Origin of the sequence: Asanoa sp. NPDC049475 (genome assembly GCF_040676915.1) — a bacterium.
GTDB lineage: Bacteria > Actinomycetota > Actinomycetes > Mycobacteriales > Micromonosporaceae > Asanoa.
In genome coordinates this window covers 20,512-44,261 of record NZ_JBFAPY010000008.1, presented here as the reverse complement: position 1 = coordinate 44,261, position 23,750 = coordinate 20,512, and the positions used below count along the sequence as shown (strand labels likewise).

The window sequence follows — 23,750 nt, the reverse complement described above, 5'->3', positions numbered from 1 at the left end:
GCCGCAAATGTACGTGACCTGTGCGGCCCTCACGCGCCGACGCCCTTTCTCGTGCATGCCGCGGCCGAGCGAAGAACCTTGCACGGCGGACGGTACGAGAATCGAAGGCCAGTACAGTGTGCCGGTGGCGGACCTACGGCAGCAGATTCTCGTCGAGCTCGGCGTCAAGAAGAGCATCGATCCCCCGGCCGAGATCCGGGAGCGGGTCGAGTTCCTCAAGGACTACCTGCGATCGACGCCGGCCACCGGGTTCGTGCTCGGGGTCAGCGGCGGCCAGGACAGCACGCTGACCGGCCGGCTGTGCCAGCTCGCCGCCGAGGAGGCGCGGGCCGAGGGCCTGGACGCCACCTTCGTCGCGGTCCGGCTGCCCTACGGCGTGCAGGCCGACGAGGACGACGCGCAGGCCGCGCTGCGTTTCATGCGGCCCGACCGGTCGCTCGTGGTGAACGTGAAACCGAGCACGGACGCCGTCGCCGCCGGGGTGGCGGAGGCGCTCGGCGGTGACCGCAAGCTGCGCGACATCGTGCGCGGCAACATCAAGGCCCGTGAGCGCATGGTGGCCCAGTACGCGATCGCCGGGCAGCTCAACATGCTCGTCGTGGGCACCGACCACGCGGCCGAGGCGGTGACGGGCTTCTTCACCAAGTACGGCGACGGCGGCGTCGACCTGACCCCGCTGACCGGCCTGACCAAGCGCCAGGGCGCCGCGCTGCTCCAGGAGCTCGGCGCGCCGCGGAGCGCCTGGGAGAAGGTGCCGACGGCCGACCTCGAGGACGACCGCCCCGCACTGCCCGACGAGGAGGCGCTCGGCCTGACCTACCGGGAGATCGACGACTACCTCGAGGGCGTCGAGGTCTCACCGGAGGTCGCGGCCAGGGTGGAGTCGGTCTACCGAGCGACCCGCCACAAGCGGACGGTCCCCGCCACCCCGGCCGACGACTGGTGGCGGGCCTAGGCCTCCGGCACCGCGAGCTCGCCCAGCGCCGACCAGTCGTCCTGGGGCAGCGTCGCGTTGATGATCTTCGGGGTGGCCGTCAGGTAGGCCGGCAGCGTCTTCCGCGCCTGCGCGAAGTGGTCGGAGCCGACGTGGGCGGCGCCGGCGTCTCCGTCGCGGAAGGCCTCGACCAGGACGTACTCCGTCGGGTCGTCGAGGCTGCGCGACCAGTCGAACCACAGGCAGCCGGGTTCGGCCCGGGTCGCCTCCGTGAAGTCGCGCGAGATCGCCGGCCACTGCTCGGCGTGCTCGGGCTTGACCCGGAACTTGGCGGTAATGAAGATCATCCGAACCCCTCCTCGTGGCCGTTCGGGGTCATTCTCCCCGTGCCTGGCCCAGGTCAGTGTCGCAGAATGATCCGCGTGAGCGAGAACGTGATCGTCGACTGCGACCCCGGCCACGACGACGCGCTGGCGCTGCTGCTGGCGGTGGGCGACCCGCGGCTGCGCGTCCTCGGCGTCACGACGGTCGCCGGCAACCAGACGCTCGACAAGACGACGCGCAACGCGCTCAGGATGCTCGCGCTGGCCGGCGTCGGCGACGTCCCGGTCGCGGCCGGGTGCGGCCGCCCGCTGGTCGGCGAGCTCACCGTCGCCGAGAACATCCACGGCACGTCCGGGCTCGACGGTCCTGACCTCGACCTGCCGGTCGGGGAGGTGGCCGGCGTACACGCGGTCGATCTGACCCGGCGGTTGATCGCGGACTCCCCCGAGCCGGTCACCCTCATCGCGCTCGGGCCGCTCACCAACGTCGCGTTGCTGCTGCGTCGTCATCCCGAGGTCGCGCCGCGCGTACGCCGCGTCGTCTTCATGGGTGGCTCGACCGACCGGGGCAACACGACGCCACTCGGCGAGTTCAACATCGTCACCGACCCCGAAGCCGCCGACATCGTGCTGCGCTCGGGGCTGCCGACCACGATGATCGGGCTGAACGTCACGCACCAGGCGCTCGCGACCGAGCAGATCATCGCCGAGTTCCGTGGCCTGGGCACCCGCCTGGGCGCGGTCTGCGCGGAGCTGATGACGTTCTTCGCGAGCGCCTACCTCCGGGAGTTCGGGTTCCCGCATCCCCCGGTGCACGACCCGATCGCGGTGGCCACCGTCATCGACCCGTCGGTCGTCCGGACGGTCGCCGCACCGGTCGCGGTCGAGCTGACCGGCACGCACACGCGCGGCGCGACGGTCGTGGACCTGCACCACCGCACGAGCGCCACCCCGAACGTGGACGTGGCGGTGGGCATCGACGTGGACGCCTTCTGGCGCCTGCTCATGACCGCGGTAAAACGGCTGGGCGCACCGGCCTAGACCACGCAGTCGGCCGGGCAGGTGTGCCGGGCGGCCGCACGGACCGCGTCGGCGGCCGCCAGCGCGGCGCGGGCGCGCGGGAGCGGACCGTCCCGCCGACGTACGGGCTGGAGAACCAGGACCCGGCGGTGGACCTCGACCTCGCGCGCCGGCCGACACCCTGGGAGCCGGGGCCGGTGCTGTCCAACAGCTTCGGCTTCGGCGGCCACAACGGCGCGCTCGTCCTCACGCCAGCTCCTCGGCCAGTCCGACGATGATCCCCTCCGGCCCGCGGACGTAGCACAGCCGGAAGACGTCCTCGTAGCGCGCGACCTCGCCGACGAGCTCGGCGCCGTGCGGGCGCAAACGGGCGATGACGTCGTCGATGTCGTCCACGGCGAACATGATCCGGCGGATGCCGAGCGTGTTCGCCGGTGCGTGCCTCGGCTCGGGGCTGATCGCCTTCGGGGTGTGGAACATCGCGAGCTCGATCCCGCCGTGGCCGTCCGGGGTGCGCAGCATCGCCACGTCCTGCCGGACGCCGTCGATCCCGATGATGCTCTCCACCCACCGCCCCTCGACCGGCCCCTTGCCCCGCAGCTCCATGCCGAGCTCGACGAAGAACGCGATGACGGCGTCGAGGTCCTCGACGACGATCAGGACGTTGTCCATCCGCTTGAGCGCCATACCGGTGTCTCCCTGCTGTCGTGGCGGCCGTTCGCTCCAGGGACGGAACCGCGAGGCCACTCTCGACATCTTCCCGTCGGAAAGGCCGAGCAGCAGACTGCGGCTATGACCATGACGACTCGGATGCTCACGCCGGAGACCTGGGACGACTTCGCCGCGCTGGTCGAGGTCAATAACGGCGTGTGGGGTGGTTGCTGGTGCATGGGGTTCCACCCAGAGGGCGTCGGCGCCGGGCACACCCGGGAGGGGAACCGGGAGGCCAAGCTTCGCCACGTGACGGGCGGCACGGTCCACCAGGTGCTCGTCTACGACGGCGACCGCTGCGTCGGCTGGTGCCAGTTCGGCCCCCCGCCCGAACTGCCCAACATCCAGAACCGGCGGGCGTACTGGCGCGGGGCCGACGAGCTCCCGGACTGGCGGATCGGCTGCGTCTTCACGAACTCCAAGGACCGCGGCAAGGGCGTCGCCGCCGCCGCGGTCGCCGCGGCCCTCGAAGAGATCAAGCGCGCCGGCGGCGGTGTCGTCGAGGCCTACCCCGAGCAGACCGCGGAACGCCCACCGCAGCGCGGCGCCTACCTGCACACCGGCCCGGAGGAGCTCTACACGCGGTGCGGCTTCACCCGGGTCCGGAAGATCGCCAAGTGGCGCTGGGTCATGCGGGCAACGGTCTAGGAGTCGTAGAGCTCGTTCTCGCCGATCGCCGCGGGGCCGCCGACCTCGCCCCGGCCCAGGCGGGCCGCGGAGCCGAACATGGTGCCGCGGGCGCGTTGGACGCCGGCGAACCGGCCGAACCCGATCGGCTTGGGCACGTCGTCGTACACGGCTTCCATGCCGCCCTTGACCGAGTAGGTCTCGTGCCAGAACCCCGTGCCGCCGGAGTCGCGCAGGAAGTCCAGCCACCACTGCCGGTGCGGCTCGGACCGCGCGAACTCGAGCAGCGACGGCAGGTCGCGCCAGTACTGCCGCATGCCCATGTTCATCGGGAAGATCGAGTAGTAGACGGGCTCGTGCAGCAGCAACCCGTCGGGCTTGCCCGCGACCGACTCGCTGATCTTGCGGCCGAAGCTGAAGAAGGTCCGGATCCCGTAGAAGTGGTTCACGCGCATGCCGAGGTACAGGACCAGCAGGTCCGGGTAGGCGGACAGGTCGACGGTCTGTCGGGTGACCTTGGTGGGCATTCTCCGGCTCCCTTCAGCGGGCGGCGCGTTCGACGAGCTCGGCCGTGGCGGCCGGCTGCGAGATCATCGCGACATGGGAGGCGCGGACCTCGCAGACGCGCGAGCCGGCCCGCTGCGCCATGAACCGCTGCGTCGCCACTGGGATCACCTTGTCATCACGGGCGACGAGATACCACGAGGGAATCGTCTTCCAAGCGGGCACGCCGGACGGCTCCCCCAGCGTCCGCACGTCGGCCGGGCGCTGCGTCGCCCGCATCACGTCGGTCGTCGACCTGCGCAGGTCGCCGGCGAACACGTCGTGGAACGCCTCCTTCTTGATGTAGCCGTCCACCCCTTCGGCGTACGAACGGAAGTCGAGTGCCGCCTCGGTCAGCTGGGTGTTGGGGAACCTCGCCTGGACGTCCAACAGCGACTCGCCCTGGTCGGGAGCGAACGCGGCCACGTACACGAGGGCCCTGACCGCGGGGTTCCCGGTGGCGGCGTTGGTGATGACGATGCCGCCGTACGAGTGCGCGACCAGCACGACCGGGCCGCTGACCGTCGCCAGGACACTGGCCAGGTAGGCGGAGTCGGAGGCCACGCCACGCAACGGGTTCGCCGGCGCGATGACCGGATAGCCGGCCCGGATGAGGCGCGCGGCGACCTCGTTCCAGCCCGAGGCGTCGGCGAACGCGCCGTGCACGAGCACGACGGTCGGCTTGGCCTGGCTCGAATGGGCCTGCGCCGCGGGCGCACCGAGAACAGCGCCGGTGGCTGCCGCGACGGATCCGGCCAGCAGCGTGCGTCGGGTGGTCGTCATCGAATCTGTCCCCTCGAGATCGTTTCAGCCAGCCGGCCCACCGTACGAGCCGCTAGTTGACGATCACTGAACGAGGACTTCCCGGAGCCGCGGAATTCGGGTGGCCGGCCGCGCTGTCGTCGCGGATCATCGTTGTCCGTGAGCGACGAACCGGTGGTGCACTCGACCGAGCGGCTGACTCTGCGCGTGCCCGAGCCGGCCGACCTAGACCGCCTGTTCGCCCTCTACTCCGACGAGCGGGTCTGGGGTCCGGACCCGCTGAGCCGCCACGAGACCCCGGCGCAGACCGCGCGGATGATCGACAACTGGCGGGCGGCCTGGGTCCGCGACGGGCTCGGCATGTGGACCGCCTGGGACGACGACGACTTCGTCGGGATCGGCGGCTGCATGGTTCGCTACGGCGTCGCGTGGAACCTCGGCTTCCGGCTCTCGCCGGCCCGGTGGGGACGCGGCTACGCGCAGGAGATCAGCGCGGCCGGGATCGCCGCCGCACGCGGGAAGCGGGCCGAGCTTCCCGTCACCGCGTACCTGCTGGAAGGCAACGACCGTTCGCTGCGCTCGGTCGAACGCCTCGGCCTGCACCGGGTCTGGCGCGGCCCGGACGCCGGCAACCCGGACCCGACTGCGATCCGGCTGCTCTACAGCGACCAGCCCTTGCCACCGCGGGTGCTGGGCGCCCTCACCGACCGCTGACGGCCGGCAGCACAACTGACGGTCACAGGGGTTTGGCGCCCTTGCGTTCGAGGAGCTGGGTGAGGGCGCCGATCTCGGACTGCTGGGCCGACTTCATGCTCTCGGCGAGCCAGTGCACGTCCTCGTCGTCGCTCTGGGCCAGCGCGGCGTCGGCCATGACGATCCCGCCGAGGTGGTGGCGGAGCATGAGCTGTCCGAACAGGACGTCGAAGTCGCGGCCGGTGGCGGTGCGGAGCCGGGTCATCTCCTCCTGGGTGGCCATTCCCGGCATCGGGCCGTCCGCGGCGTGGCCCTCGTGAGTGGCCATCCAGGCCATCCGGGGTTGCTCGCCGGTCGGCAACAGGTCCCAGTCGCGCAGCCAGGTCTGCATGATGCCGATCTGGCCGTGCTGCGTCAGCGCGATGTCACCGCCCAGCGTGCGGACGTCGGGATCGTCGGAACGGCCGTGCGCGAGCATGCCCATCTCGACCGCCTGCGCGTGGTGCGAGGACATGTCGCGCGCGAAGCCGGCCTCGACCGAGGCGTCGTCGTGGCCGTCCTGCGCGAAGAGCCAGCCGCCGACACCACCGGCCAGCGCGGCCAGGAGCACCGCGACGGCGACCAGGACGAGATTGCGCGGGCGGTGGTCCGTCTCGAGCGCGTCGTCATCAAGCACGCGAGCAGCGTAGCGAGCTTCCGGCGCCGTTCCGCGGTACGCCGTTAGGCTGGCCGGCATGACTGGCATGGAGACGCACACCCTTGCCCTGCCCGGCGTCGACCTCGTCTACGACGTGCGCGGGCCGTTGCCTCCCGCGGACGGGCAGCCGGTGCTGCTGATGATCGGCCAGCCGATGACGGCCGAGGGGTTCACCGCGCTCGCCGGGCACTTCCCGGACCGGACGGTCGTCACCTACGACCCGCGGGGGCTGGGCCGCAGCGTCCGGAGCGACGGCCGCACGGACAACACGCCGCAGCAGCAGGCCGCCGACCTGCACCAGCTGATCGAGGCGCTGGGCGCCGGGCCGGTCGACGTGTTCGGCAGCAGCGGCGGTGCGGTCACCGGGCTCGAGCTCGTCGCCACCCATCCGGGTGACGTCGCCACGCTGGTCGCGCACGAGCCGCCGATCAACGCCGTGCTGCCCGACGCGGCCGCCGCCGAGCGTGCCCGGGCCGGCTTCCACGACGCGTACCAGGCGAAGGGCACCGGCGCCGGCATGGCCGCGTTCATCGCGATGACCTCGTGGCAGGGCGAGTTCACCGACGAGTACTTCGCGCAGCCGGCGCCCGACCCGGCGATGTTCGGCATGCCCGCCGAGGACGACGGCGGCCGCGACGACCCGCTGCTGTCCAAGGCCTCGTGGGCCGTCTCCGACTACCGTCCGGACGCGGCGGCGTTGACGGCCGCGCCGACCCGCGTCGTGGTCGCGGTCGGTGAGGAGTCCGCGGGTACGTACACCGCGCGAACCGCCCTCGGCCTGGCGGCGCTGCTGGGCCAGGAGGCGGTCGTGTTCCCGAGCCACCACGGCGGATTCATGGGTGGCGAGTTCGGATACGCGGGCAAGCCGGCCGAGTTCGCCGCCCGGCTGCACGAGGTCCTACTACCTTAGGATTTATGGCGAAATTCCTGTTCACCGCGGCGTACACCCCCGAGGGCCGTCGCGGGCTGCTCAAGGACGGCGGGAGCGGCCGGGTCGACGCCGCGCGCAAGGCGGCCGCGAGCGTCGGCGGCAGCGTCGAGGCGATGTACTACAGCTTCGGCGACCACGACGTCTACATCATCTGCGACCTGCCGGACAACAAGGCGGCGGCCGCGCTGTCGATCGCCGTGGGCGCGAGCGGCGCCCTGGACACCAGGACCGTGGTCCTGCTGACGCCCGAGGAGGTCGACGGGGCAGCCCGGGCGGCGGTCGACTTCCGGGCGCCCGGCGCGTAGACCGGGTACGTGCGGCAACGGATCGATCAGGTGGCGTTGGACGGTGGCACGACCCTGGCCTACGCCTCGGCCGGTGCCGGCCGGCCGTTGGTCTACGTGATGGGCTGGCTCACCCACCTCGAGCTGGGCTGGGAGCTGCCGGCCGAGCGGGCGCTCTACGAGGCGATGGCGCAGGGCTGTCGGCTCGTCCGTTACGACCGCGCCGGTTCAGGGTTGTCGCCGGCCGCGGACCGCCCGGCGTCGTTGGCGTTCGAGCTCGAGCAACTCGGCGCGGTCGCGGCGACGCTGGACGAGCCGTTCGACCTGATGGGCACCTCGATGGGTGCGCCGGTGGCCGTCGCCTGGGCCGCGGCCCACCCCGACACGGTGCGGCGCCTGGTGCTCTACGGCGGCTGGGCGCGCGGCGACGACCTGTCCCCACCGGCCGTACGCGACCACGTCCTCGGCCTGGTCGAGGCGCACTGGGGCCTCGGCTCCGACGTGCTGACCGACATCTTCGCCCCCGACGCCGACCGCGGGACCCGAGCCGAGCTCGCCCGCTACCAGCGCGCGTGCTCGAGCGCCGCGACGGCCCGGGAGCTGCTGGCACTGAGCTACGCGCTCGACGTCAGCGACCGCCTCGACCAGGTGCGCGCCCCGACGCTGGTGGTGCACCGCGCCGGCGACCGGGCGGCACCCGTCGCGCAGGCCGAGGCCCTCGCCGCCGGCATCGACGGTGCCCGGCTCGTGGTGCTGCCCGGCCGCTCGCACCTCCCGTACGCCGGTGATCGGGACGCGCTGGTCCGCGTCGTCCGCCGGTTCCTCGGCCTGCCGGTGGCGCGGCGCAGCGGGTTGACCGCCCGCCAACGCGAGGTGGCCGAGCTGGTGAGCCAGGGGCTGACGAACCGCGAGATCGCGACGCGCCTGGGCATCGACGAACGCTCGGCCGAGGGACACGTCGAACGGATCCGCCTGCGCCTGGGTTTCCGGTCGCGCGCCCAGATCGCGGCGTGGTGGCGGGACCAGCTTTGAGAGTGGGGTAGTTCTACGCCTGACGGGCCCCCTGCGACCCGCGCACAGTGGGTGGTGTGACTGATACCGGCTTCGTGGTGCACGAGGGGCGCGGCGCCTTCAACGCGGCGTTCTTCAGCGTGATGGGTCCCTACATCGAGTGGAACGTGCGCCGGCACAAGCGGCGGGTGTTCGCGGACCTGCCCGAGACGGTGGTGGAGCTCGGCTCCGGCGTGGGTGCCAACCTCCGCTACCTGCGCCCGGGCTCGACCCTCGTCGCGATCGAGCCGAACGCGCCCATGCATCGGCGGCTGCGGGCGGCCGCCGAGCGCCGAGGCGTGCGGCTCGACCTGCGTGACCGGTCCGCCGAGCGCACCGAACTGCCCGACCGGAGCGCCGACAGCGTGATCTCGTCGCTGGTGCTGTGCACGGTGGCCGACCCGGCGGAGGTGCTGGCCGAGGTGCGCCGCGTGCTGCGGCCGGGCGGCACGTTCCGTTTCGTCGAGCACGTCGCCGCGCCTCCGGGCTCCCCGACCCGCGCGCTCCAGCGGATGCTGCGGCGGCCGTGGGCCTGGACCTTCGAGGGCTGCTCCTGCGAGCGGGATCTGGCGAGCCTGCTGCGGGCGGCCGGCTTCGCCCGGGTGGACATCTCGGCGTACCGGCTGCACAGCCCGTTCATCACCTTCAACACCCAGATCGCGGGCGTCGCGTACGCCTGACGAGGCGGCGCAGGGCGGCCTGGGCGGGTGGACCCCAGGTGGGCTTGCCGCCGGGTGGGCCGGCGTTGGCGATCAGGATGCCGCTCAGGGCACGGGCCACCGCCCAGCCGCGGGCGCGGCGCATGGTGGCGTCATCCGCCGTCGGCCCGTACGCCGCGTAGAAGAGGTCGATCGCGTCGTCCGGCAGCAGGAGCCAGGCGGAGGCGAGGTCGTACGCCGGGTCGCCCGCGCACAGGTCGCCGAAGTCGACGACGCCGCAGATGCTGCCGTCGGCCGTGAGGACGTTGGCGGGGTGCAGGTCGGCGTGGAGCCACAGCGCCGGTCCGGTCCATCGTGGAGCGTCGACCGCGTCCTGCCAGACGGCGCGGACGGCGTCCGGGTCGGCAATCAGCCCCTGCTCGGTGGCGTGGGCGAGCCCGCTCGTGAATCCCTCGGTGCGGTCGGCCAACGGGCCACCACGGTCGCGACCCGCGGGCGCTCCGTCGGGAGCCGGTCGGTGCAGGGCCGTCAGGAACGCCGCCAGGTCGCCGGCCGCTCGGCCCGCCCGCGTGACGGGAGCCAGGTCCGCCGGGGTGCCGCTCAGCCAGGTCGTGACGAGCCAGGGCCGCGGGAAACGCTCGGAGGGCTCACCGAGTCGCTGCGGGACGGGGATCGGCAACGGCAGGCGCGGGGCCAGGCTCGGGAGCCAGCGGTGCTCGTTGCGCAGCAACGCGTCGGCGTCCGCGGTCGCCCAGGGCAGCCGGACGGCCAGGTCGTCGCCGAGCCGCCACAGCTGGTTGTCCCAGCCCCGCGCACCGAGCCGCACCGGTCGCCCGGCGAGGTCGGGATGCTGGTCGCGGACCAGGCCCTGGACCAGCTCCGCGGTGATGTCGATCCTCACGCGGACCAACCGTAGCCGTGGCTCCTACGTGGCCGACTTCGGGCGTGTCGAACAGCTGGAGCCGCGCTGCCGTGGCACGTACGCCTTCGGTAGGTCGATGGGGTCGACCTGTTCCCGGCCGCCCATGGTGAGCAGGTGGCGGCCGAGGTGGGCGCGCATCCCCGCCTCCCACACGTTCTGCTCCAGATGAGCTGGTGCGATCCAGCGATGTGAGCCGTCGCTGTAGTGGAAGTGCTCGTCGCCCCGTCCGAGGGTGCTCATCGGGTCCGCCTCTCGCCTTGGCGCCGTATCGTCACGGCCCGGCGCTCGTAGCGAGCCTCTCGGTTCTGGCCTGTCGAGATAACGGACACCTCGCTGACATTGCGAGGGTGGCTTACGCGCCTGGAGGCGGGTGGCCACCGAGACATACGCCAGGTGGCGGATATCCAGGTGGCTCATCACTCTGTTTCGTCACGACCGCGCCGCGTGACGCCGACGCTGGCCACAGAAACCAGGATCAAAGCGGCGATCGGTACAACTCCGAGGCGCTGATCGAGGATGAGCAGGCCCGCGATCGCCGCAGCGGCCGGTTGCAGGCTCATCAGGACACCGAAGACGCGCGTCGGCAGGCGGCGCAGGGCGATCAGCTCGAGGGCGTAGGGCACGACCGACGACAGCACGGCGACCGCGACCACGGTGGGCAGGAGCCCCGGCCGGCCGAACACGTCGCCGGCGTCCGCCCGGCCGAACGGCAGGACCAGCAACGCGCCGACGGCGAACGAGACCGCGAGACCGCTCAGGCCGGGCACGACGCTGCCGACGCGGGCACTGAACATGATGTAGCCGGCCCCGCACGCACCGGCCGTGAGAGCGAGCAGGAGTCCCGACAGCGGCACGTCGATCCCGGTGCGGAGGCCGAGTAACACGACCCCGGTGCCGGCCAGGACCGCCCAGAGCAGATCGGCCGGACGCCGGGTCTGCACCAGCGACAGCATCAACGGCCCGGCGAACGACGCGGTGACGACCACCCCTTGCGGCGCGACGCTCAGGGCGAGGTAGGTCAGCAGGTTGAGACCGGCGGAGAACATGCCGAGCAGGACCACGGCCCGCCAGGCCTCCCGCGACCAGGACCGCACCCGGGGACGGGTGGCGACCGCGAAGACCAGGGCCGCGATCGACAGGCGCAACAGGAGTACGCCGGGTGGGCCGAGATCGTCGAACAACGTACGCGCGAGCGCCCCACCGACCTGAGCACAACAGACCGACAACAGCACGAGCAACGTCGGCGTCGGACTCATCGCGTCGACCTGGTCAGTAGGCGCGCAGTCGCTCCCGATTGCCGATTGGTGCGCCTGCGTCCGGCGGGGCGATCTTGTATCCCATGCGGTCGAGTACCTCCGCCGCGTCCGCGGGCGCGTCCCTCACCGCCGCCCGTAGCTGGGTGCGGCGCCACTCCTCGCGACCTTCCTTCACCGCCGCCTCCCATCCAGTCGGGCAGTCGACGTTGAACTCGGCGACGATCGCCTGCAACAGATCTTCCAGGCAGGGTCGAAACCGGTGGCCGCCGAGCGGGAAGTGGAACTCGGAAAGACGTGGCGGTTTTCCCTTCAACCATCTGTGTCGGGACTTGGCGAGGCCGCATCAGCGCGTAGCCGAACTCGTCGCGGTGTGCGTGGATCTGGAGATGTGCGACCGGAACGTTGCCCGTGGCACTCCGGACGTACTCGTAACGGAACAGCGGGATGGGATCGCCGGCGGGCAGGACCAGCATCCAGGAGTTTGTCGACGGCCAGGAACTCGCCTGCGGAGTCCTGGCAACAGAAAAGCGCAGCGAAAGATCCAGGGCATGATTGCCGTCGATGGTGAGCGGGAAGCTGCCGACCAGGTTGTCGGCGCCTCGCGCGTGTTCATTGATCAAACCGACCGCCACCCGGCTGTTCCGGTTGCCACGCAGGACTATGGAGGTGAGCGCGCCGGTGGTCGTCACGACCCGATGGATCCGAGCGGTGATCTCTTCGGCGAACACGCCTGCGATGGCGCGGAGTTCTTCGGTAGCGGCGTCAGCCTCAGTCATCGCCCAGGAGGTAGTCGATGGTCCGGAGAGTCTCGTAGACCGCCCGCTCGTCAGCGCGGAGCTCGTAATTGCGGCCTAGGTCGTAGAACTCGTCCTTGCCCATGTCGGCGGGGATCTTGGACATGAGTCGATCGCGCCATGCCTCAAGCTCTTCTCGCGTCTTGACGATCGCGGTGGGCATAGCTCCTCCTCCGGCCCGGCGAGTGGCTGTGAGGGCTCATGCTAGGCGTCCCCTCCGACATTGGTCACGAGAACAGAAACGGTCTTATCGCAAGGCAGTCGCGGTTGTGTCACCAGTTTGGTTGCCTCGGCTTGTCCTGTGCGAGTCACTCGAAGGCGCCGGGAATACCCTCGTGGCGGGTTGCGATCGCGGCGGCGCGGGCGTGCAGGGTTGCGCGTAGCCATTGCGGGGCAAGGGCTTCCCCGTCGGCGGCCAGTTGCCACATCGCCCATTCGGCGTGTCTGTGGTCCTGGAACGTCACCTCCAGCCGCAGGCGGCCGTCCGGGGTGGCACCGCGCTCCAGAACGGCACCGACCCGCACTCGCAGCCGGGGAGCACCACGCCGGCCACGGACGCGACCGGCACGGCGAGCGCGGGACGCCGGGGAAGGGCCCTGGACCAGAACGAGGGCGGCACGAACACCGCGATCACCGCGGACAGCACGACACCGAACACCAGGAACGGCACGGCCTGCACCATCACGGAGACGAACACGGTGGTCCAGGTCTGCAACCGGGGGCTGGAGATCGCGTCGGACACCGGGCCGCGGAAGATGACCAGCAACACCAGCACGGCGGTGAGCACCTCGACGGACCCGATCCGGTCGCCGAACAACCGCCGAGGCGGCGCTTCGCCGACGTCAGCCGGCCGGTCGCGCCCGTCGGTGAGGGGTGCCGTCACGACGGACACGGTAGCGACTGCCCTGCCCGTGCGCGACGGACTCCCGGCGAGTCGCCGCCGTCAGAGGGTGAGGTCCCGCAGGTCGACGGATTCCGCCATCGCCTGTGCGCCGGTGTCGTCGAGGTGCATGCCGTCGCCCGCGTCGAAAGCGGGGTTGATGTGGTCAGGTGAGCGCGGGTCCGCGACCGCCCGGGCCACGTCGAAGACACCGTCGAACACGGTCGTCCGGCGGATCCACTCGTTTACCTCGCGGCGGGCTTCGAGAGCCTCGACCGCGACCCCCGCGCCGGCGAAGGGTCCGATGGTGGCCACCACGATCTTCAGGCCGGCCTCGTGCGCCTTGTCGGCCAGCGTGGTGAAGCCGGCGACTAGGTCGTCGGCGGTCGGCGGCCCCTCCCCCAGCATGCCGGGCAGGACCAGGTCGTTGATGCCGAGGTTGACCAGCACGTGGGTCAACGCGGGTATCGGCACGACCTCACGGTCGAACCGGGTCAGCGCGTGTTCGCCGACGCCGTCGCGCAGCAGGCGGTTGCCCGCGATGCCGAGGTTGACGACCCAGCCGTTGTCGAGCCGGCGGTTGAGGAAGTCGACCGAGCGGTGGTTCGCGCCCGGCGTCGTGCCGACTCCCTCGAACCACGAGTCTCCGAAAGCCGCGCCGATCATGGTGCCGGTCGGGGCCGGGACGTCGACGCCCGAGAGGTAGTACCTGGCTTCCACGCGTTCCGCTCCCACGGACGGGTGGGTATGCGTCTGATCGCCGGCCACGACCCGCGTGATCTCACCGGCCAAGCGCAGCAGCTGGCTCACGGTCTGGTCGGCGAAACTCCGCGGCTGGCCGAACTGAAGCTGGTCGTACGGGTTGATCACGGCGCTGCGGAACGCGGCCGTCCACATCACGGTGTTGTCCACGCGAACGACCATAGCCCATTAGTCCAACTAATGGACGATCAAAAAGCGTGACCAAAACGAGCGCCGCCGCCTCGGCCCGGTTCACGGCCTATGGCTGGAATTCGGCGGATACTGACGCGGTGTCCGATCGAGCGGCCCTCCCACGTACCAGGCCATCGCTCGTCCTGGTGCCGCTGTTGATCGGCGCCGCGGTCGCGGTCGCGCTGGGCGTGTTCGGCAGCGTGCACACGCCCACCGGCGAGGTTCCCTGGCAGCGGCCCTTCCCGTCGATCTACGCGATGAAGGTCTGGTTCAGCCTCGGCGTCCTCCTCCTGGCCGCCGTCCAGCTCTGCACCGCCTTGTGGATCTACGGCAAGCTCGGCCTGCGCGCCCGGCCGTGGCTCGGTCCGGTGCACCGCACGACCGGCTACCTGGCGTTCCTCGTGAGCCTGCCGGTCGCGGCCGCGTGCCTCTGGGCGATGGGCTTCCAGTCGTACGACGCCCGGGTCCTCACGCACAGCATCCTCGGCAGCATGTTCTACGGCGCGTTCGTGGCCAAGGTCCTCGTCGTCCACAGCAGACGGTTGCCGAGCTGGGCGCTCCCCGCGGTCGCCGGCCTGCTCCTCGCCACCGTCGTCGGCGTCACCGCCAGCAGCGCCCTCTGGTACGTCGCGACGTACGGGCTGCCGCGATAAATCGCGCGCGTAGGGTGCCGCGCGGCGGTTAGGTTGCCGGCGTGGGTCGGATTCTCTCGGTCAACCTGGCTGTGCCTGAGCCCAACCCGGCCAAGGACGTCGGCATCACCGGCATCAACAAGCGGCCGGTCGACCACCTGGTGGCCGTGCGCGCGCCCGGGCCGAAGACGACCGGGCTGCACAGCGGCCTGGTCGGCGACCAGATCTTGGACATCGCACACCACGGCGGCGACGACCAGGCCGTTTACGCGTACGCGCGGGAAGACTACGACTGGTGGCAGGCGCGGCTGTCCCGCCGGCTGGCCAACGGGCTCTTCGGCGAGAACGTGACGACCGAAGGCGTCGACGTCAACGGAGCGGTCATCGGCGAGCGGTGGCGCCTCGGCCCGCAGTTGGTCCTTCAGCCGACGTTCGGCCGCATCCCGTGTGCCACGTTCCAGCACAAGATGGGCGAGCCCCGCTGGACGAAGACCTTCGCCAGGTCCAACCGACCCGGCGCGTACCTGCGTGTGCTCGAGCCCGGCGCCATCTGCGCCGGCGACCCGATCACCGTCGAAGACCGCCCGGCCCACGGGGTGACCATCGCGCGAGCGTTCCGGGCGTACCTGACCGAGCCCGCGCTGGTGCCTGAACTGCTCGCGATCGACGGGTTGCCCGACGACCTGCGCACGACCCTCGCGGAGCGGCTTCCCCGGCGGCGTTCCCGCGCCCGGCGGGGCGCGTCGGACATGGGAACGAGCTGACCATCCCGACACGTCATGTCGACGCGCGGACCACCCTGTCCGTGGGGTCGGCGCTGTCGGGGGTACGCAGCCGATCGGTCACCAGAAAGCCGGGCAGCACCAAGCCGGCGTGCTCCGACACCAGGAACCTCCCGCCGCGCTGCTCGGGCCGCCAGCCGCGCCGGAGCGCGTGGTCGATGAGGACGCGCACATCGGAGGGCGTCGGATAGGAGCCGTCGGCAGCACACGCCCCCCACGGCGCGGGCCAGTATGTCGAGAGCAAATCGGCCTGGAGCACCTGGCTCGTCTTCCCGTCACCCCACACCCGCACCCGAATGCAGCGATGACAGTCGCCGCTGCCTCGCACATGCCTGATCTCCGCCCGCCACGCGAAGACCCGCCCGTCGACTCGCAACCGCCGCAGCCGAATCCGCACGCAGGCCACCTCCGGACAGATCCTCCCTACTCCGCCCTGGCCCTTCAACGCATTTGCGCTGAGCTGGTCACCGTCCTGGGGCGCGTTCCTTCACCTCCTGCAGCAGCCATCCATTGCCGTCCGGGTCCGTGAACGAGGCGAACGAGGCGTAGCTGCGGCCGTCCGTGGTACGACCCGTAGAGCCAGCCCTCGCGGTCGTCGCTGGCCTGCCGCAGCATCGCCCACGACGCCGAGACGATGTACGCGCAGCTCTGCGACAGGTGCCACTCGCCGCCCTTGCACGGGCTCGGATAGAACACCGACGGCTGGGTGGTCGACGTGCCGTCGGCGAACGTGGCCGGGAAGTCCTTCGGGTCGTACACGCGCGGAGTCGCCGACGCGTGCGCCGTCTCGGTCAGGATGCCGATCTGGTTGTGGTAGTACGGCGCCGTCCGCGCACCGCCGTTCCACCAGATGTCGTAGGACTGGCGGGCCAGCGCGCCGACCTTGCCCTCGCGGTCGAGCCGCTGCCCCATCGCCTCACCTTGTACCGCTTGAGGTTCTTGTCCTTGAGGTTCTCCTCGGAGGACACGATCGCCATGAGCTGCGGCCGTCCCTCGGAGGTCTTGCCGATCTCCATCAGCTTCATGCGGTCGCTGGCCGCGTCGAGCTTGCGGTAGTAGTCGGCGATCTGCTCGTAGGTGGCCAGCTTGTAGTCGGTGCACGGCGTCCAGCCGAGCACCGACTCCGGCCTGAGGACGCGGGACGTGCCGGTCGCCGAGGCGGACGCCGCGCTCAGAGCCAGCCGCGGCGTTCGGCCAGGCAGCCCGCTTGGAACCGGCTCGACGCGCCGAGCTCGGTCATCAGGGCCTGGAGCCGGCGGTACGTGGTCCGCGTGCTCCAGCCGTTGACGCGCGCGATGGCCGTGTCGGTCAGCCCGGCCATCATCATCTTCAACAGCGACCGGGTCTCCTCGTCCGGCTCGGAGCGGCCGGCCGGAGCGACGTCGAGCGGGGCGGCCTGTGCCCACTCGCCCTCGAAGAGCGCCTCGAGGGCGGTCAGCAACGGCGATCGGCGGACGAGGTAGGCGACCTGCAGGCCGCTCCGGCTCAGGTCGAACGGGATCAGCGCGTCCTGGTCGTCACGGATGATCAGCTTGATGGGCAGGGTCCGCCGGGTTCGTGCCTGCTCGCCACCGCGTACCGCCGGGAGGATGTCCGTCTCCAGCTTCTGGGGCCAGGCCAGCGCGTCCAGGCTGTAGATCACGCGGTGTGCCACGCCGTCGTTCTTGTGGTGGGCGATCTGCGCCTGGGTGTTCCGGGCCGCGCCCGCACCGCCCGGCAGCTCGTAGTAGGGCGGCGTGTCGAACACCCGGACCTGGTGGCGCGCCTCGGACTCCAGGTGGGCGACGGCCGCCGCGATCGTCTCCCGGTCGGTCAACTGCTCGATGACGAGCTCGGGGCTGGTCCGGTGCGCGCTGCGGTGGATCTCCGACAGCGAATGCACCTTGGCCCGGGCCGCGCTCAGCTCGCGTTCCCGTTGCTGCACGAGCTGGTTGATGGCGATGTCCGGCGGTGCGGCCAAGTATCGGGCCGGGCTGCCGCTGGCGGCCACCAGGTGCTTCGCGGTGAGGGCGTCGAGGGTCAGCCGCAACCGTTCCGGCGGGGTCGACAGGTGGTCGGCGAGCGCCGCGACCGTCGATCCGGGGAGGGCGACGAGCGCTTCGTAGACCCGCTCCTCGTCGGCGGACAAACCCAGGACCGCGAGCTCCATGGGGCCAGATTGTGCCAGCTGGCAGTAAGCAGCCACATAGGGATCTTGTGACGGGAATCGACGGCTGACAGTGTTCGGCCAGCTCCTGCACAGAAAGGAATCCCGCCGTTGAGAACCTCACGTACACGTCGGGTCATGGCCATCGCGACGGCCGCGTGCCTCGCGTCGTCGCTCCACTCCATCATGATCGCCGGTCCGGCCTCGGCCGCACCCGGGGGGTCGGCCGCGGCCACCCACACGCTCACTCTGATCACCGGCGATGTCGTCACGGTGAACGCGGCCGGTGACCCCGGCGACAGCGGAGGGACGATCTCGGTCAAGGGGCCGGACGGCGGACCCGCGGACGCACGGATCCTGGAGTCGGCTGGAGACGTCTATGTCTTCCCGAACTCGGCGGCGTCCTATCTCGGCAAGGGCGTGCTCGACAGGCGGCTCTTCAACGTCACCGACCTGATCGCCGCCGGCTACGACGACGCGCACCGCGACGACCTGCCGCTGATCGTCTCCTACGCCAGCTCGTCGGCCGGGCTCCGCGCGAACGCCGCGCTGCCGGGCTCGACGGTGGTGCGGAGCCTCACGAGCGTGGACGGCGCCGCCGTGACCGCGGACCACGCGCGCGCACGGGACTTCTGGGCGGCGGCCACTAGCGGGACACCGGCGGCGTTCGCGGCGGGCAGCGCGGCACCGGCGTTCGCCAACGGCATCAAGCAGATCTGGCTCGACGGCAAGGTCTACCCGGACCTGGCCGAGTCGGTGGCGCAGATCGGCGCACCAGAGGTCTGGGCCGGCGGTGACACCGGGCAGGGGGTCGACGTCGCGGTCCTCGACACCGGCGTGGACGAGGGCCACCCCGATCTGGCGGGACGCATCGTCGAGGCGCGCAGCTTCGTCGAGGGCGAGGACGTCAAGGACGTCCGCGGCCACGGCACCCACGTCGCCTCCACCATCGCGGGCACGGGCGCGGCGTCCGGCGGCACCGAGAAGGGTGTCGCACCGGGCGCTCGCCTCCACATCGGCAAGGTGCTGGCCAACTCGGGCTCCGGCACCGACTCCCAGGTGCTGGCCGGCATGGAGTGGGCCGCGGTCGACCAGCACGCCAAGATCATCAACATGAGCCTGGGCACGCAGGAGCCGTCCGACGGCACGGACCCGATGTCGCAGGCGGTGAACCGGCTCAGCGCGCAGACCGGCGCGCTGTTCGTGATCGCGGCGGGCAACACCGCCGGGTCCGGCACCGTCAGCTCGCCGGGTGCCGCCGACGCCGCTCTCACCGTCGGCGCCGTGGACAGCGGTGACCACCTCGCCGAGTTCTCGAGCCAGGGTCCCCGGGTCGGTGACGGCGCGCTCAAGCCGGAGCTCACGGCACCCGGCGTGGAGGTCCTGGCCGCGCGGTCGCAGTACATGTCCGAAGGGGAAGGCCCCTACCTGACCATGAGCGGCACGTCGATGGCGACGCCGCACGTGGTCGGCGCCGCCGCGCTGCTCGCCGCCCAGCACCCCGAGCTCACCGGCGCCCAGCTCAAGGACCTGCTGACCAGCACCGCCAAGCGGACTCCCGAGTACAACGCGTTCCAGGCGGGCAGCGGCCGCGTGGACGTGGCCTCCGCGGCTCGCGCCGGGGTCTTCGCGTCGGCGACGGCGTCGGCCGGGCAGAGCGCGTCCGGCCCGGTCAGCCGCCCGGTCACGTACACCAACCTCGGCTCCGCTCCCGTGACGCTCGACCTGTCGATCGTGGCGTCGGGCGTACCGGCCGGGATGTTCACGCTCTCCGGCAGCGAGGTCACCGTGCCCGCGCACCGGACCGCGACGGTCACCGTGACCATCGACCCCCGCAAGGCGCCGCGTGGGTCCACCGGGTTCAGCGCCCAGATCCTGGCCACCGGGCCGGACGGCGCGCTCGCCGCGCACACCGCGGTCTCGGTCGGCGCGCTGGCCCACCGACTGACCATCGACGTCAAGGACGCGGCGGGCCGGCCCGCGTGGGCGTTCGTCATCGCGCTGCGGGCCGGCGACCCGAACCCGATCCTGCTCGCGATCGACGGCACGGCGAGCTTCTACACGCCGGACGACCAGTACTCGGCACTCGGCTTCGTGGCCGTGCCGGGCCGTCACGGCCCGACCTCGAAGGGACTCGCGCTGGTCGGCGACCCCGACTTCACGCTCGACGGCGACCGAACGGTCACGCTGGACGCGGCCAAGGTCAGGCTGGTCGACGAGACCACCCCGCAGCGCAGCGTGGCGACCTACCAGCGGCTCGAGTACTCGCGGATGCTCCACGCGGACGGCCGCCTGCACGACTTCGGTCTCGCCGGCATGGACGTCGACAGCCTCTGGATCCAGCCGCAGGGCAAGGTGACGCACGGCGACTTCCTGGTCGGTGCGCGCTGGCGCAAGGAACAGCCGGCGTTGGCGGTGTCCGTCCGGGGCACCGACTACACCGACGTCGTGCGGCAGCGGGCCGTCGCCGCACTGCCCGACGGCACCCGGACCCTGCCGCTCGTCTTCGCGGGTGCCGGTGCGCCGTCGGACTACGCCGGTGTCCGGGCTCGGGGCAAGGCCGTGGTCGTCCGGCGCAGCGACTCGGTGACCCCGGACGTGCTCGCCCGGGCGGCGGCCGACGCAGGCGCCAAGCTCCTGCTCGTGGCCAACGACCGGCCCGGCCGGGAGAGCCTGTACTTCGGGACGGACGCGCTCGACGTCGCGCTCGTGGGCGTCGACGAGGGCGAGAAGCTGATCGCCCAGGCCCGGCAGCGCCACGCGACGCTGCGGGCGGAGTCACATCCGGCGCCGGCCTACGTGTACGACCTCGCGCACACCTGGCACAACGAGGTGCCGCGAAACATGCTCGTGCAGGCTTCGAACAGGAACCTCGCGCGCATCGACCAGACGTTCGCCGGCCTCGTGCCCAGCGGTCAGGGCCAGGAATGGCGGTACGACTTCCCGGCGTACACGGAATGGGGCATCGGGAACTACGTCGCCATGGCCGCCAGCGGGCACCGCACGGACTGGGTCACCACCGACGGCGCGAACCGATGGGGTCACGAGGTCTACGACGGAGTGTCGGGCCAGTACGGCGTCCGGCGGACGTACCGGGCCGGCAGCGTGTCGAGCGACAAGTGGTTCACGCCGATCCAGCGGCCCTACCTGAACAACAACTACCTCGGCCCCACGCGTACGGACAACGAGATGCGGATCGACCTGCCGGGCTACGGCAACGCCGACCACGTCGGGGCGATCTCGGACCAGCAGCACGCGAGCCAGAGCGTTGTCCTCTACCAGGGCGACACGCTGCTGGGCCGGTCCGACAACGGGCTCGTCTTCTATCCCACCGCTCCCAGCGCCGGCCCGCTGCCGTACCGCCTGGTGGTCACCAACCAGCGCGACGCGACCATCAGCCCGTACTCGTCGTCGACCACCACGGAGTGGAGGTTCACCTCGGCGGCGCCGAAGGTTCCCGGCCAGCGGGATCTGCTGCCGCTCCTGCAGATCCGGTACGCCGTGGACCCGGACGCCGCCGGGTTCGTGCGCCGGGACTCGACGGTCGGAGTCATTGTCGAGACCCGCGCACCCGTCTCCGTCGGCCTGACCCCGGTGTCGGTCGGTGGCGGCGGCACGCCTCGCTCACCCCGGGTCGAGGTCTCCTACGACGACGGCCGGACCTGGAGCCGGCTCTCGTCCCGCTTCGACGCTCCGAAGAAGGCGCGGTTCGCGTCGCTCCGGGTGACCGCCGGCGACTCCGCCGGCAACTCCGTCACCCAGACGATCATCCGCGCCGTCGGCCTCCGCTAGCCCCGTGCGGCCCGCCTCCACCAGGGGCGGGCCGCCCGGCCAGTGAACTGGACCACTGACCGTCACAGACGGCCGGACGAGCGGTGTCTCGTGGTCACACCTTCACGGAGAAGGAGAGGCCAATGCCTGAGCACACCAAGGTCATCGTGATCGGCGGCGGATACGCCGGCGTGATGGCGGCGAACCGGCTGACGCAGCGCGACGACGTCAGCGTGACCCTGATCAATCCTCGCCCGGCGTTCGTCGAACGGATCCGCCTGCACCAGCTCGTCGGCGGGTCGGACGACGCGGTCGTCGACTACCAGGAGATCCTGGGCCGCCGCGTCGGGCTCGTGGTCGACACCGTGACGCTGATCGACCCGGCCGCCCGGCGGGTGTCGCTGGCGAGCGGCGACGCGCTCGACTACGACTACCTCGTCTACGCGGTGGGCAGCGGCAGTGCCGAGCCGACCGTGCCCGGTGCGGCGGAGTACGCGTATCCCATCTCCACCCTGGAGGACGCCCAGCGCCTGCGCCCGGTCTTCGCGGCCGCGGCGGCGTCGGCCCCGGTGACCGTGGTGGGTGCCGGGTCGACCGGCATCGAGACCGCCTCCGAGCTCGGGGAGCTGGGTCGCACAGTGACGCTCGTGTGTGGACGGACGTTCGGAGCTTACCTGCACCCGCGCACGCGGAAGGCGGTGGCCGCACGGCTCGTCAAGCTCGGTGTGACCCTGGTCGAAGGCCCCGGCGCGACGGTGACGGGCGTGACCCGGGACGCGGTCCAGCTCGCCGACGGTCGGGACCTGCCCAGCGCCGTGACCATCTGGACCGCCGGCTTCGGCGTGCCGGACCTGGCCGCCCGCAGCGGACTCAGCACCGACGCGGTGGGTCGCCTGCTCACCGACGAGACGCTGACCAGCGTGGACGACCCGCGCGTCATCGCGGCGGGCGACTCGGCGTCACCGTCGAACCTGCCGGTGCGGATGAGCTGCCAGTCCGCGATGCAGATCGGCCCGCAGGCCGCCGAGACGGTGCTCAGCCGCATCGCCGGCAAGCAGCCGGCCCGGTTCGAGGTCGGGCTCTTCGGCCAGTGCATCAGCCTGGGCCGGCGCGGCGGGGTCGTCCAGTACGCTCGGAGGGACGACACCGTGACCGGTGTGTTCGTCCTGGGCAACCGGGGCATGGCGATGCTCAAGGAAGGCGTGTGCAAGAGCACCGTCTGGCAGCTCTCGCAGGAGGCACGCCGGCCCGGCCGGTTCAACCTCTGGTTCAAGGACCGCGAACGGCCGAGGGTGCTGCGCGCCAGGGCCGACGAGTCCCCGGAGGTCAGTGGCCAGCCGGCGTGAGGACAAGGGTGCGGAGATGAGTGACCCGGCTACCGACGCCTTCCTCGCGCACCGGAACCTGCTGTTCACCGTCGCGTACGAGATCCTCGGATCGGCGGCCGACGCGGAGGACGTGCTGCAGGAGACCTGGCTCCGGTGGGCCAAGGTCGATCTGGATCAGGTACGCGACCAGCGCGCGTACCTGATCCGGATCACCACCCGGCAGTCGCTCAACCGCATCCGCACCAACCAGCGGCGCCGGGAGGCGTATGTCGGCTCGTGGCTGCCGGAGCCGTTGCACACGGCCGACGACGCCGACCTGTCGGAGCGCGTGTCGATGGCGATGATGCTCGTCCTTGAGACGCTGTCACCGACCGAACGCGCCGTCTTCGTGCTGCGCGAGGTCTTCGACGTCGGCTACGACGAGATCGCGGAAGCGGTCGACAAGAGCGCGACGGCGGTACGCCAGATCGCCCACCGCGCCCGCCGCCACGTCGACGCCCGCCGCCCCCGAGCGACGGTGTCCCCCGGCGAGCAACGGGCGGCCCTGGCGGCGTTCCAGCACGCGGTGGAGACCAACGACCTGCAGGCGCTGCTCAACGTGCTGGCCCCCGACGTGGTCGTGGTCAGCGACGGCGGCGGCCTGAAACTGGCGGCCCTGCGCCCGGTCGTGGGAGCGGAGAAGGCGATCCGCTTCTTCGTCGGCAGCATGCGCAAGGTCGGCGGCACCCTCACGGTCGAGCCGACGGTCATCAACGGAAACCCGGCGCTGCTGTTCAGGCTGGACGGCGAGCTCGACGGAGTAGCAGCCCTGCGCGTCGAGCAGGGCCGCGTCACGGGCATCTACTACGTCCGAAACCCGGAGAAACTCTCCCGCGTGGAGTCCTTGACCCCACTCACCCTGCGCTGACCCCGGTCGTCTCCCCAGCTCAAGTAATACTCAAGATCCTCCGCGCGCCGTCGCGGGAGTGAGAGATACACATACGCTGATCAGACCCAGCTCGCTCACGGACAGCCCCGACCCCTGTGGTCGAGGCTGCTTTGCCGTACCCAGGCGGCGTCGTGACGAGGTGTC

The 23,750-nt window shown here is 71.4% G+C and carries 27 protein-coding genes and 1 pseudogene; 13 read left to right on the top strand and 15 right to left on the bottom strand.

Annotation, left to right across the window (positions count from 1 at the left end):
• The first annotated feature begins 124 nt into the window (after positions 1-124).
• Complete coding sequence (gene nadE / locus AB0J88_RS30385) at positions 125-955, top strand: ammonia-dependent NAD(+) synthetase (protein WP_364347715.1); 831 nt, start codon at positions 125-127, stop codon at positions 953-955.
• Here nadE and AB0J88_RS30380 read toward each other — a convergent pair.
• Positions 952-1,281, bottom strand: coding sequence for a putative quinol monooxygenase (locus AB0J88_RS30380; protein WP_364347713.1), 330 nt, complete (start codon positions 1,279-1,281; stop codon positions 952-954). The two genes, nadE and AB0J88_RS30380, sit on opposite strands and share 4 nt — an antisense overlap.
• 75 nt (positions 1,282-1,356) lie before the next feature.
• On the opposite strand from AB0J88_RS30380, the gene AB0J88_RS30375 reads away from it, so the two are divergent.
• Positions 1,357-2,298, top strand: a complete 942-nt coding sequence (locus tag AB0J88_RS30375; RefSeq protein WP_364347711.1) for a nucleoside hydrolase — start codon at positions 1,357-1,359, stop codon at positions 2,296-2,298.
• A 225-nt stretch (positions 2,299-2,523) separates the two neighbouring features.
• Here AB0J88_RS30375 and AB0J88_RS30370 read toward each other — a convergent pair whose 3' ends face one another.
• The gene (locus tag AB0J88_RS30370; protein WP_364347709.1) at positions 2,524-2,964 is read right to left on the bottom strand and encodes a VOC family protein; all 441 of its coding nucleotides are present in this window, start codon (positions 2,962-2,964) and stop codon (positions 2,524-2,526) included.
• A 105-nt stretch (positions 2,965-3,069) separates the two neighbouring features.
• Here AB0J88_RS30370 and AB0J88_RS30365 point away from each other — a divergent pair, with 105 nt between their 5' ends.
• The gene (locus AB0J88_RS30365) at positions 3,070-3,636 is read left to right on the top strand and encodes a GNAT family N-acetyltransferase (RefSeq protein ID WP_364347708.1); all 567 of its coding nucleotides are present in this window, start codon (positions 3,070-3,072) and stop codon (positions 3,634-3,636) included.
• On the opposite strand, the gene AB0J88_RS30360 is transcribed toward AB0J88_RS30365, so the two are convergent.
• Both AB0J88_RS30360 and AB0J88_RS30355 read right to left on the bottom strand, forming a co-directional pair.
• Positions 3,633-4,142 (bottom strand): DUF4188 domain-containing protein, encoded by a 510-nt coding sequence (locus AB0J88_RS30360; RefSeq protein ID WP_364347706.1) that lies wholly within the window; start codon positions 4,140-4,142, stop codon positions 3,633-3,635. The two genes, AB0J88_RS30365 and AB0J88_RS30360, sit on opposite strands and share 4 nt — an antisense overlap.
• 13 nt (positions 4,143-4,155) lie before the next feature.
• Positions 4,156-4,941, bottom strand: a complete 786-nt coding sequence (locus AB0J88_RS30355) for an alpha/beta hydrolase (RefSeq protein ID WP_364347704.1) — start codon at positions 4,939-4,941, stop codon at positions 4,156-4,158.
• 138 nt (positions 4,942-5,079) lie between these two features.
• Between AB0J88_RS30355 and AB0J88_RS30350 the strand changes: the two genes are divergently transcribed.
• The gene (locus tag AB0J88_RS30350; RefSeq protein WP_364347701.1) at positions 5,080-5,634 is read left to right on the top strand and encodes a GNAT family N-acetyltransferase; all 555 of its coding nucleotides are present in this window, start codon (positions 5,080-5,082) and stop codon (positions 5,632-5,634) included.
• 22 nt (positions 5,635-5,656) lie between these two features.
• Here the strand turns inward: AB0J88_RS30350 and AB0J88_RS30345 are convergent, their stop codons facing one another.
• Positions 5,657-6,289 (bottom strand): DUF305 domain-containing protein, encoded by a 633-nt coding sequence (locus AB0J88_RS30345; protein ID WP_364347698.1) that lies wholly within the window; start codon positions 6,287-6,289, stop codon positions 5,657-5,659.
• 58 nt (positions 6,290-6,347) lie between these two features.
• On the opposite strand from AB0J88_RS30345, the gene AB0J88_RS30340 reads away from it, so the two are divergent.
• Genes AB0J88_RS30340 through AB0J88_RS30325 form a run of 4 tightly spaced genes read left to right on the top strand, consistent with a single transcriptional unit; the run spans position 6,348 to position 9,255 of the window.
• Complete coding sequence (locus tag AB0J88_RS30340) at positions 6,348-7,220, top strand: alpha/beta hydrolase (protein ID WP_364347695.1); 873 nt, start codon at positions 6,348-6,350, stop codon at positions 7,218-7,220.
• 5 nt (positions 7,221-7,225) lie between these two features.
• Positions 7,226-7,546 carry a GYD domain-containing protein gene (locus AB0J88_RS30335; protein ID WP_364347692.1) on the top strand — a complete coding sequence of 107 codons (321 nt, stop codon included), beginning with the start codon at positions 7,226-7,228 and terminating at the stop codon, positions 7,544-7,546.
• 9 nt (positions 7,547-7,555) lie between these two features.
• Positions 7,556-8,557: an alpha/beta fold hydrolase gene (locus tag AB0J88_RS30330; RefSeq protein WP_364347689.1), complete on the top strand. Its 1,002-nt coding sequence runs from the start codon at positions 7,556-7,558 to the stop codon at positions 8,555-8,557.
• A 56-nt stretch (positions 8,558-8,613) separates the two neighbouring features.
• On the top strand, positions 8,614-9,255 hold the full coding sequence (locus tag AB0J88_RS30325) for a methyltransferase domain-containing protein (RefSeq protein ID WP_364347686.1): 642 nt from the start codon (positions 8,614-8,616) through the stop codon (positions 9,253-9,255).
• Here AB0J88_RS30325 and AB0J88_RS30320 read toward each other — a convergent pair.
• The 7 genes and pseudogenes from AB0J88_RS30320 to AB0J88_RS30290 form a co-directional block, all read right to left on the bottom strand.
• Positions 9,221-10,144: an aminoglycoside phosphotransferase family protein gene (locus AB0J88_RS30320; protein WP_364347683.1), complete on the bottom strand. Its 924-nt coding sequence runs from the start codon at positions 10,142-10,144 to the stop codon at positions 9,221-9,223. The genes AB0J88_RS30325 and AB0J88_RS30320 overlap by 35 nt on opposite strands.
• Before the next feature lie 15 nt (positions 10,145-10,159).
• Positions 10,160-10,396: a hypothetical protein gene (locus tag AB0J88_RS30315; protein ID WP_364347680.1), complete on the bottom strand. Its 237-nt coding sequence runs from the start codon at positions 10,394-10,396 to the stop codon at positions 10,160-10,162.
• 176 nt (positions 10,397-10,572) lie between these two features.
• On the bottom strand, positions 10,573-11,412 hold the full coding sequence (locus tag AB0J88_RS30310; RefSeq protein ID WP_364347677.1) for an EamA family transporter: 840 nt from the start codon (positions 11,410-11,412) through the stop codon (positions 10,573-10,575).
• Positions 11,413-11,425: 13 nt separating this feature from the next.
• Positions 11,426-11,644 carry a hypothetical protein gene (locus AB0J88_RS30305; RefSeq protein ID WP_364347674.1) on the bottom strand — a complete coding sequence of 73 codons (219 nt, stop codon included), beginning with the start codon at positions 11,642-11,644 and terminating at the stop codon, positions 11,426-11,428.
• 536 nt (positions 11,645-12,180) lie between these two features.
• On the bottom strand, positions 12,181-12,312 hold the full coding sequence (locus AB0J88_RS30300; RefSeq protein ID WP_364347671.1) for a hypothetical protein: 132 nt from the start codon (positions 12,310-12,312) through the stop codon (positions 12,181-12,183).
• Positions 12,313-12,714: 402 nt separating this feature from the next.
• Positions 12,715-13,023 (bottom strand): annotated as a pseudogene (locus AB0J88_RS30295) (permease); the annotation flags it as partial.
• A gap of 126 nt (positions 13,024-13,149) precedes the next feature.
• Positions 13,150-13,998 (bottom strand): GDSL-type esterase/lipase family protein, encoded by an 849-nt coding sequence (locus tag AB0J88_RS30290; protein ID WP_364347668.1) that lies wholly within the window; start codon positions 13,996-13,998, stop codon positions 13,150-13,152.
• Between the two features lie 119 nt (positions 13,999-14,117).
• Here AB0J88_RS30290 and AB0J88_RS30285 point away from each other — a divergent pair, with 119 nt between their 5' ends.
• Entirely contained in the window at positions 14,118-14,672 is a 555-nt protein-coding gene (locus AB0J88_RS30285; RefSeq protein WP_364347665.1) for a DUF6529 family protein, read from the top strand.
• Between the two features lie 41 nt (positions 14,673-14,713).
• Positions 14,714-15,415 carry an MOSC domain-containing protein gene (locus AB0J88_RS30280; RefSeq protein ID WP_364347662.1) on the top strand — a complete coding sequence of 234 codons (702 nt, stop codon included), beginning with the start codon at positions 14,714-14,716 and terminating at the stop codon, positions 15,413-15,415.
• Between the two features lie 13 nt (positions 15,416-15,428).
• Here AB0J88_RS30280 and AB0J88_RS30275 read toward each other — a convergent pair whose 3' ends face one another.
• From AB0J88_RS30275 to AB0J88_RS30265, 3 genes are all read right to left on the bottom strand, one after another.
• A complete protein-coding gene (locus AB0J88_RS30275) occupies positions 15,429-15,830 on the bottom strand; it encodes an integrase (RefSeq protein ID WP_364347659.1) in 402 nt (133 codons plus the stop codon).
• Positions 15,831-15,874: 44 nt separating this feature from the next.
• Entirely contained in the window at positions 15,875-16,345 is a 471-nt protein-coding gene (locus tag AB0J88_RS30270) for a hypothetical protein (protein WP_364347656.1), read from the bottom strand.
• A 259-nt stretch (positions 16,346-16,604) separates the two neighbouring features.
• Complete coding sequence (locus AB0J88_RS30265; protein ID WP_364347653.1) at positions 16,605-17,582, bottom strand: helix-turn-helix domain-containing protein; 978 nt, start codon at positions 17,580-17,582, stop codon at positions 16,605-16,607.
• Between the two features lie 135 nt (positions 17,583-17,717).
• Here AB0J88_RS30265 and AB0J88_RS30260 point away from each other — a divergent pair, with 135 nt between their 5' ends.
• The 3 genes from AB0J88_RS30260 (at position 17,718) to AB0J88_RS30250 (ending at position 23,585) form a co-directional block, all read left to right on the top strand.
• Positions 17,718-21,371, top strand: coding sequence for a S8 family serine peptidase (locus AB0J88_RS30260; RefSeq protein ID WP_364347650.1), 3,654 nt, complete (start codon positions 17,718-17,720; stop codon positions 21,369-21,371).
• Between the two features lie 122 nt (positions 21,372-21,493).
• A complete protein-coding gene (locus tag AB0J88_RS30255; protein WP_364347647.1) occupies positions 21,494-22,696 on the top strand; it encodes an FAD-dependent oxidoreductase in 1,203 nt (400 codons plus the stop codon).
• Between the two features lie 16 nt (positions 22,697-22,712).
• Entirely contained in the window at positions 22,713-23,585 is an 873-nt protein-coding gene (locus AB0J88_RS30250) for an RNA polymerase sigma-70 factor (RefSeq protein ID WP_364347644.1), read from the top strand.
• Positions 23,586-23,750: the final 165 nt, after the last annotated feature.